This is a genomic window from Mycobacterium sp., from assembly GCF_044342925.1.
In the GTDB taxonomy this organism is placed as follows: domain Bacteria; phylum Actinomycetota; class Actinomycetes; order Mycobacteriales; family Mycobacteriaceae; genus Mycobacterium.
On sequence record NZ_JBIIOV010000146.1, the window covers coordinates 1 to 8421 of the forward strand.

6 protein-coding genes are annotated in these 8421 nt (G+C 66.3%); 2 read left to right on the plus strand and 4 right to left on the minus strand.

Features of this window, described 5'->3' with window-relative positions; all coding sequences use genetic code 11:
• Positions 1-2138: arabinosyltransferase C-terminal domain-containing protein (locus ADBZ6I_RS13880; protein ID WP_526384793.1), on the plus strand; the 2138-nt coding region annotated here is incomplete at its 5' end.
• Between the two features lie 203 nt (positions 2139-2341).
• Complete coding sequence (locus tag ADBZ6I_RS13885; RefSeq protein WP_526384795.1) at positions 2342-3034, plus strand: TetR/AcrR family transcriptional regulator; 693 nt, start codon at positions 2342-2344, stop codon at positions 3032-3034.
• 23 nt (positions 3035-3057) lie between these two features.
• On the opposite strand, the gene ADBZ6I_RS13890 is transcribed toward ADBZ6I_RS13885, so the two are convergent.
• The 4 genes from ADBZ6I_RS13890 to ADBZ6I_RS13905 form a co-directional block, all read right to left on the minus strand.
• On the minus strand, positions 3058-5094 hold the full coding sequence (locus ADBZ6I_RS13890; protein WP_526384797.1) for a glucose PTS transporter subunit IIA: 2037 nt from the start codon (positions 5092-5094) through the stop codon (positions 3058-3060).
• 108 nt (positions 5095-5202) lie between these two features.
• Positions 5203-6492 (minus strand): serine/threonine-protein kinase, encoded by a 1290-nt coding sequence (locus ADBZ6I_RS13895; RefSeq protein WP_526384799.1) that lies wholly within the window; start codon positions 6490-6492, stop codon positions 5203-5205.
• Between the two features lie 13 nt (positions 6493-6505).
• Positions 6506-7255 (minus strand): SCO6745 family protein, encoded by a 750-nt coding sequence (locus ADBZ6I_RS13900; protein ID WP_526384801.1) that lies wholly within the window; start codon positions 7253-7255, stop codon positions 6506-6508.
• A gap of 10 nt (positions 7256-7265) precedes the next feature.
• The coding region (locus tag ADBZ6I_RS13905) for an acyl-CoA carboxylase subunit beta (protein ID WP_526384803.1) at positions 7266-8421 on the minus strand (1156 nt) is incomplete at its 5' end.

Below are 8421 nucleotides of genomic sequence, written 5' to 3' on the forward strand. Positions count from 1 at the left end.
CCGCCTTGTGGGCGGCCGGCCTGGTGCTGTTGGCGGCGTGGATGCCGTTCGACAACGGCCTGCGACCGGAAGGGCAGATCACCACCGGCGCGCTGATCACCTACGTGCTGATCGAACGGGCCATCACTTCGGGCCGACTGACCCCTTTTGCGCTGGCCATCATCACCGCCGCGTTCACCCTCGGTATCCAACCGACCGGCCTGATCGCGGTCGCCGCGCTGATCGCCGGAGGCCGGCCGATCTTGCGGATCCTGATGCGCCGCCGCGCCGTGGTGGGCACCTGGCCGTTGGTGGCACCCCTGTTGGCCGCCGGCACCGTGATTCTGACGGTGGTCTTCGCCGACCAGACTCTGGCGACGGTGCTTGAGGCCACCCGGATCCGCACCGAGATCGGCCCGAGCCAGGAGTGGTACACCGAGAACCTGCGGTACTTCTACCTGATCCTGCCTACCGTGGACGGGTCGCTGTCGCGCCGGTTCGGTTTCCTGATTACCGCTTTGTCGTTGTTCATCGCGATGTTCGTGATGTTGCGGCGCAAGCGAATTCCCGGCGTCGCACGCGGTCCGGCGTGGCGGTTGATGGGTGTCATCTTCGCGACCATGTTCACCCTGATGTTCACCCCCACCAAGTGGGTGCACCATTTCGGATTGTTTGCGGCTGTCGGCGCCGCGGTGGCCGCACTGGCGACCGTTCTGGTCTCGCAGTCGGTGCTGCGCTGGTCCCGAAACCGGATGACCGTCGTCACCGCCGTGCTGTTTGTACTCGCCCTGACCTTCGCCACCACCAACGGCTGGTGGTATGTGTCCAGTTACGGGATCCCGTTCAACAACTCAATACCCGAGTTCGGCGGAATCAGCGTCAGTGCCGTGTTCCTGGGGCTGTTCGTGCTGTCGGCGCTCTACACCGCATGGCTGCACATCACGGCCCGCCGGCACGGCGAAGGGCGGGGCACAGGGGTGATCACGGCGGCACCGATCCCGTTGGCGGCCGGGTTCATGGTGGTGGTGTTCTTCGCGTCGATGATCACCGGGATCATCCGTCAGTACCCCACCTACTCCAACGGATTGGCCAACATCCGGGCGTTTGCCGGCGGCTGCGGACTGGCCGACAACGTGCTCGTCGAACCCGACGCCAACGCGGGCTTCCTGACCCCGCTGCCCGGCGACTACGGCCCCCTGGGTGCTATCGGCGGGGAGAATCCGGCCGGCTTCACCGCTAATGGGGTGCCGGAAAAGATTGTTGCCGAGGCGATTCGGGTCAACAATCCCACTCCGGGCATCGACCATGACTGGGAAGGGCCGTTCAAGCTCAGCAAGCCTGGCGTCAACGGGTCCCGTATTCCGTTGCCGTACAAGCTCGATCCGACGCGGGTGCCGATGGCGGGGAGCTACGTCGACACCGGTCAGCAGCAGAGCCTGCTCACCTCAGCCTGGTACGAGTTGCCACCGAATGACGAGGGCCGTCCGTTGGTGGTAGTGACCGCGGCCGGAACCATCGCCGGCAACAGTGTGCTCAACTCGTTCACCGACGGTCAGACCGTGGAGTTGGAGTACGGGCGACCCGGACCTGACGGCCTGGTGGCGGCCGGGCGGGTGATGCCCTACGACCTGGGGCCTGCGCCGTCGTGGCGCAATCTGCGCTTTCCCCGGTCGGAGATTCCAGCCGACGCCACTGCGGTGCGCATCGTCGCCGAGGACAAGTCACTGTCCCTGGGCGACTGGGTGGCGGTGACACCGCCGCGGGTGCCGGAGTTGCAGACCGTGCAGGAGTACGTGGGTTCCACCCAACCGGTGCTGATGGACTGGGCGGTGGGACTGGCCTTCCCGTGCCAGCAGCCGATGCTGCACTCCAACGGTGTCACGCAGGTGCCGAAGTACCGCATCACGCCGGACTACCTGGCCAAGAAGAATGACACCGACTCCTGGGAAGACGGCCGCAACGGCGGGCTTCTGGGGATCAGCGATCTATTGCTGCGAGCGCACGTGATGGCGACGTACCTGTCGGATGACTGGGGCCGGGACTGGGGTTCGCTGCGCAAGTTCGACACCATCGTCGACGCGCCGCCGGCGGAACTTGAGTTGGGCAGCGCGGTTCGCAGTGGACTGTGGTCACCGGGACAGATCCGGATCAAGGCCTGAGTTCGTACCGGGCCATCGCCGCCTCAAGTTCGGCGGCCAGTTGCGGCATGAGTTCCTGTATCTGCGGGACGGTGCCGGACACACTCATCGGAAGCCCCCGCGTCGACAATCTGCGACTCACGCCCTAGCCTGGCATTACGGCAACGATGCTGTCGTTAAGGGGCCTTGGGAGTCAAGGCGGAACAACAGGTGACACTAGTGCCATGACTGGTGCACAGCGGGGCGACGGTGCCGCAGTGCCTCGCGCCCCGGGCCGCCCCCCGATTCCGGTCCATCGCATCGTCGATGCGGCCCTGCAGGTCATCGACGAGCAGGGCCTGGGGGCACTTTCCATGCGGTCCCTGGCCAAGCACCTCAACTCCAGTACCGCAACGCTCTACCGCCATTTCCCCACCCGGGCGGCCCTGGTGCAGAGCGTCATCGACCGGGTGCTGGGTGAGGTCGACGTCGATACCGAGAATTTCCGCGGCCTGAACTGGCGGCAGGGCTGCGAGAAGATCGCCCACGACATTTTCGGGGCGTTCAGTCGGCACCGGCAGACGGCATTGCTGCTCGCCGATCACACCCCCGTCGGGCCGAACTCGGCGGCCGTTCGGGAACGCACGCTCGCCGTTCTGATCGACGGCGGCTTCGAGGTGACGGTGGCCGCACGGACGGGCGCGATGATCGCGCATCTGATCCTGGGCTTCGCGATCCAATTCGGCGGGGAGCGGGAGACCACGGCCGCCGACCGCGAGGCTTTCCGGAAGGCCATCCACGACATGGACCTCAGCCGCTTCCCGGCGACCGCCGCGGTCAAGCAGGCGCACTGGCGACCGACGACCGTCGATCAGGAATTCGAGTTCGCTCTGCAGATGGTGCTCGACGGCCTCAGCCGGTTACGCGTCGGCGACTGAGGTTTCAAACGGTCGGCCTGCCGCTACAACCCCGCCTCGGCGGGCTGCGGCGCCGGCGCGATGGTGAGAATCGGATCGCCGGCCGCGACCTGCCCACCGGCAACCGCCTCCACCCCGCCGAACTTCTTGGAATTGAGCACCACGATCGGGGTGATCAACGGGTAACCGGCGTCCTGAATAACCTTGCGGTCGAACGTCACCAGCGGCGTTCCGGCGGTGACCTTCTGGCCCTTCTCGACCTTGACGTCGAACCCGGTTCCTTTCAGCTTCACGGTATCGATGCCGATGTGGATCAGCACCTCCACGCCGCTGTCGAGCAGGATGCCGAAGGCATGGCCGGTGGGCTGGGCCGCAATCACCGTCCCGGATCCCGGTGCATAGGCGGTGTCGCCGGACGGCTCGATCGCCACACCCGGGCCCATGATGCCCTTTCCGAAGACGGGGTCCGGGACGTCGCTCAGGGCGACGACGGTGCCCGCCAGCGGCGAGACGATGTCGGTGGCCACACCGGCTTCGCCGGCCGCCTTGGTGGCCGCGGCGGCCACCAGGGTGTCGGCGCTCGCCGCGCCCATCGGGCTCTCCAGATCAGCGACCGGCACACCGGCGGCCGCCGCGGCGGCGGCCTGCTCCGGGGTGCGGTAGCCGGACAGGATCACCAGGATCATCGAGGTGAAGAACGCCGCCAGCACCGCCACGGCGTATAGGCCCATGTTGCTGAACGCCGGGATCGTCAGCAGTGAGGTGAACACGAAGGCCTTGGTCGTCACACCGCCACCGATACCGATGATCAGGCCGCCGACCAGGCAGCCCACCAACATGCGCGGGTAAATCCGCTTGAACCGCAAGTGGATTCCGTACAGGGACGGCTCGGAGATACCGCCGAGTAGACCGGCCGCCAGGGCGCCGGTCGCGGTCTGACGCATCTGCTTGTCACGCTCACGCCAGGCCAGGTACAGCACGCCGGCGGTCGCCCCGAAGCAGGAGAAGTTCCATGCGCCCATCGGGCCCTGGATGTAGTCGTAGCCCAGGGTCTGGATGTTCAGCAGCATGATGGCGTTGATCGGCCAATGCAGGCCCAGCGGCACCATGAACGGGTAAGCCAGTGGCACGAGCACGGCGAAGATGAACGGCGAGAAGTCGTTGATCGACTTCAGGATGTTGGCCAGACCGGCACCGGCGTAGACACCGAGAGGACCGATCAGGAATGCCGTCAGCGGGATCATGATCAGCATCGACAGGAACGGCACGAAGATCAGCTGCACGTTCTCGGGGATGACCCGCTTGAGGAATTTGTAGAGCACCCCGAGCACCGCGGCCATCAGCAACGGCGGGAACACCTGTGAGCTGTAATTGAAGATAGTGAGCGGAACGCCGAAGATCTGGACCACGTCGACCTGGGAACCAAAAACGTTCTGGGGCTGAGCGACTTCTTTGAGCGCGGCGAAGCCGGGCAGCATCACCACCGCCATGATCGCGAACCCGACCCATGGATCGGCGCCGAGTTTCTTCGAGGCGTTGTACGCGACCATCAGCGGCAGGAACACGAACACGCTCTGCCAGCAGAGGTTGACGAACTGCCACGACGGTGCGAGTTCGACACGTGGGTCAGCCCAGTTGGGGATGACCTTGAGCGTGCTCATCAGGGCCATGAACGTGATGAACAGCGAGGCGCCCAGCAGCGCACCGAGAAGGGGACGGAACGAGTCGGACAGGAACTCGAAGAACGAGTCGAGCCAGGCGAACTTGCCGCGGGGGCCCTTGGCCCGCGCGGCGGCCTTGATAGCGTCCGCATCGGCTGCGGCGGCGCCGCCACCCATGCCGGGCAGTGCCTGGATCTGGTTGTAGACCGTCTGCACGCCGCCGCCGATGACCACCTGATAGCGGTTACCGGCCTGGGGCACTGCGCCCATCACCCCGGACACCGACTCCAGAGCCGACTGGTTGACGCCCGAGGCGTCCCGGAGCTGGAACCGCAGCCGGGTGGCGCAGTGCGTCAGGCTCTCGATGTTCGCCGAGCCACCGAGCTTGTCGACAATGTCGGCAGCCGTGTTCGAAGACATAGGTTCCAACCCTCCACGAAACACCTCTCAATCCCGAATGGGCCGAGGTGAGTGGATGGTATCGACGTTGGCGGGGCGCTGGATCGGAATTGCCGCGCAATCATCGGATCAGGGCACCGGCGACCCCGCCGAATCGGTTGCAGGCAACGCCGAATCGGCCGCAGGCAACGCCGAATCGGCCGCAGGCAACGCCGGCGCCGATGTCGCGGTACGCAACCGCTCGGATTGCAGCGACCAGACGGTCTCGTCGACGGCGTACGGGTCGCGAGCACAGTAGGCGGGCGAGCCGCTCTGGGTCACCGCGGCGGCTCCCAGCACCGCGCAATCAGCCCCGAGAACGACCACCGGAAGGTCCATCCGTGCCGACACAGCGGGCGGCGGCGCTGTGGTGAGACCGGCCGAACTCGTCGATTCGGCCTTGCCGTTGCGCTGTTTCAGCAGGACGGCGGTCGCGGTGCCGACTACGCCGACCAGCAACACAGCACCGAGCGCTGCGGCGGCGCGACGGCGTGATCGCGGCGGCGCGACGACTTTGCGATGCTGGCCGGGATGACCCAAACCGTTCGGGGACAGTGCGTTTCGCATGGCCGTGGCGAAGTCAGCGCACCGGTCGAAGCGGTCGGCGGGATCCTTGGACAGCGCCGTGGCGAAGACCGGCCCCAGGGCGGTCAAATCCGGGCGCTCCTCGCCGATCACCGGGGGCTTGGCGGTGAGGTGCTGGGTGATGACCACCGCCGGATTGGTGTTGGTGAACGGCGCATGGCCGGTAAGCAGATGGAAAGCGGTGGCGGCCAGCGCATATTGATCGGCGCGGCCGTCGATCTCCTCGCCCTTGAGCTGCTCGGGCGCGGCGTAGGTGACGGTGCCGACCGTCACGTCGACGCCGGTCAGGTTACTGGGTTGACCGACCCAGCGGGCAACACCGAAGTCGGCCAACATGACTCGGTCGGACTCACTGCAGCCGAGCAGGATGTTGGCCGGCTTGATGTCGCGGTGCAGCAGTCCTCGGGCGTGCGCGTAGTCCAGCGCATCAGCCACACTAGTGACGATTCGGGCCACCTCGGCGGCCGGTATGCCGTCGGGATAGGTCTCGGTCAGCAGGCGGAATGCATCGGTGCCGTCGACGTACTCCATGGCGATCCACAACTGTCCGTCGCAGTCGCCGCGGTCGTAGATGGTGACGATGTTGGGGTGGTGAAGAGTGGCCACCATCTCGGCCTCTTGGTTGAACCGCTGCCGGTACTCATCGTCGTGGCTGACGTTGGTGCCCAGAACCTTCAGGGCATCGCGCCGCGGCAGCCGCGGGTGCTCGGCCAGATACACCTCGCCCATGCCGCCGGTGCCCAGCGTGCCCAAGATGGTGTAGCCGGCGAATACCTGTCCATCAGCGATCGGCATCAGAAAACCGGGCCTACGCCGGGAGGGCGGCTTTCAGCGCCGCCAGTGCAGACGTGCTCAAGCGGGCCAGTTCGTCGATCTCCGCAGCAGTGAGCGCAGCGTGGAGGATCTCGGTCATCCGCCGGTTGGTGGCCTCCTCCACCTCGGCGTAGCGGTCTTTCTTATCCGCCCCGTCAGCGAACGGCTCGGACCAGCCGAACATCCGGGTGTAGTTCTCGTCATGGCCCAGCATGTGCGCCTCGACCGGGCTGACCCCGGACGCGCTGAGCAGATTCAGGTGAACATCTCCGCGCAACTCGCGCAGCACGAACATCACCTGCGCCGCACGGGCAGGTGCATCGTCCGCCAGCGGCATCGTCCGCCAGCCCACGTACATCGGCAGGCCGGAACCCGTTGTCGCCGTGATGATCTTCTCCCCCAGCTCCGCAATGCGGGCTAGCCCTTCGGCACCGCTGAGGTAGCTCCGGGCGAACTCGGCCAGCTGGTTCCAATACACCTCGGCCGCACCGGCCGCTCCGCGCACAGCGACGCCTTCGTCCCACAGCGCCGCTGTCATACCGGGCTCGAAAATGGCGAAGATCGACGCCACCGTGGCACCGGTGGCTTCGCCCAGCACACCGCCGCGGCCGGCGACATATCCGGCCAACGGGTTGGTGTATCCGGCGGCGATGCTGCCGGCGAAGGTCTGCGGGTGCAGCATGAATACGCTGCCGAACTCACCGATCGCCGCGCCGGCCGCACGGGTGGCTTCACTGGTGCGCATCGAGCACTCCTTAGATGGGGATGAGCCCATGCTTGCGCTGGACCCGCTGAATCTGCTTCTCCCGCAACAGCCGCATGGACTTGCGCAGCAGCAGCCGGGTCTCGTGCGGCTCGATCACCGCGTCGATGAATCCGCGTTCGGCGGCGATGTAGGGAATCGCCATGTTGAGGTTGTACCCCTCGATGAAGTCGGCGCGGATCTTCTGCACCTCGGGGGCGGTGGGGTCGGGGAAACGCTTCACCAGCAGCTGGGCGGCGCCATCGGCGCCGATCACCGCGATGCGGGCGGTGGGCCAGGCGAAGTTCAGGTCGGCGGTGAGCTGCTTGGAGCCCATCACCGCGTACGCCCCGCCGTAGGACTTACGGATGGTCAGCGTCACCTTCGGGACGTCGGCCTCCACCACCGCATAGAGGAAACGGCCACCGCGCTTGATGATTCCGTTCTTCTCCTGCTCCACACCGGGCAGGAAGCCGGGGGTGTCGACGACGAACACCAGCGGCACGTTGAACGAGTCGCAGAACCGGACGAACCGGGCCGCCTTGTCGGACGCCTCGTTGTCGATGGCGCCGGACATGTGCATCGGCTGATTGGCCACGACGCCCACCGGGCGGCCGTCGACCCGGGCGAAGCCGGTGATGATCGCCTGACCGGCTTGAGCGGCCACGTCGAGAAAGTCCCCGTCATCGAAGATCCGGATCAGGATCTCGTGCATGTCATAGGCCATGTTGTCGGCGTCCGGAACCAGGGCATCCAGTTCCAGATCGTGCGGGGTGATCTCCGGCTCCAAGCCGGGATTGATCACGGGTGCGTCGTCGAAAGTGTTGGGCGGCAAGAACTCCAGGAAGTCGCGCACGTAGGCGAACGCGGCCTTCTCCGAGTCGACCACCTGGTGGATGTTGCCGTAGCGGGCCTGGTAGTCCGCCCCGCCGAGTTCGTCGAGGCTGACGTCCTCGCCGGTGACGTCCTTGATGACGTCGGGCCCGGTGACGAACATGTAGCCCTGGTCGCGGACGGCGACCACCAGGTCGGTCTGGATCGGCGAGTACACCGCACCGCCGGCGCACTTGCCCAGGATGATCGAGATCTGCGGCACCACACCGGACAGCAGCTCGTGGCGGCGGCCGAGCTCGGCGTACCAGGCCAATGAGGTGACCGCGTCCTGGATG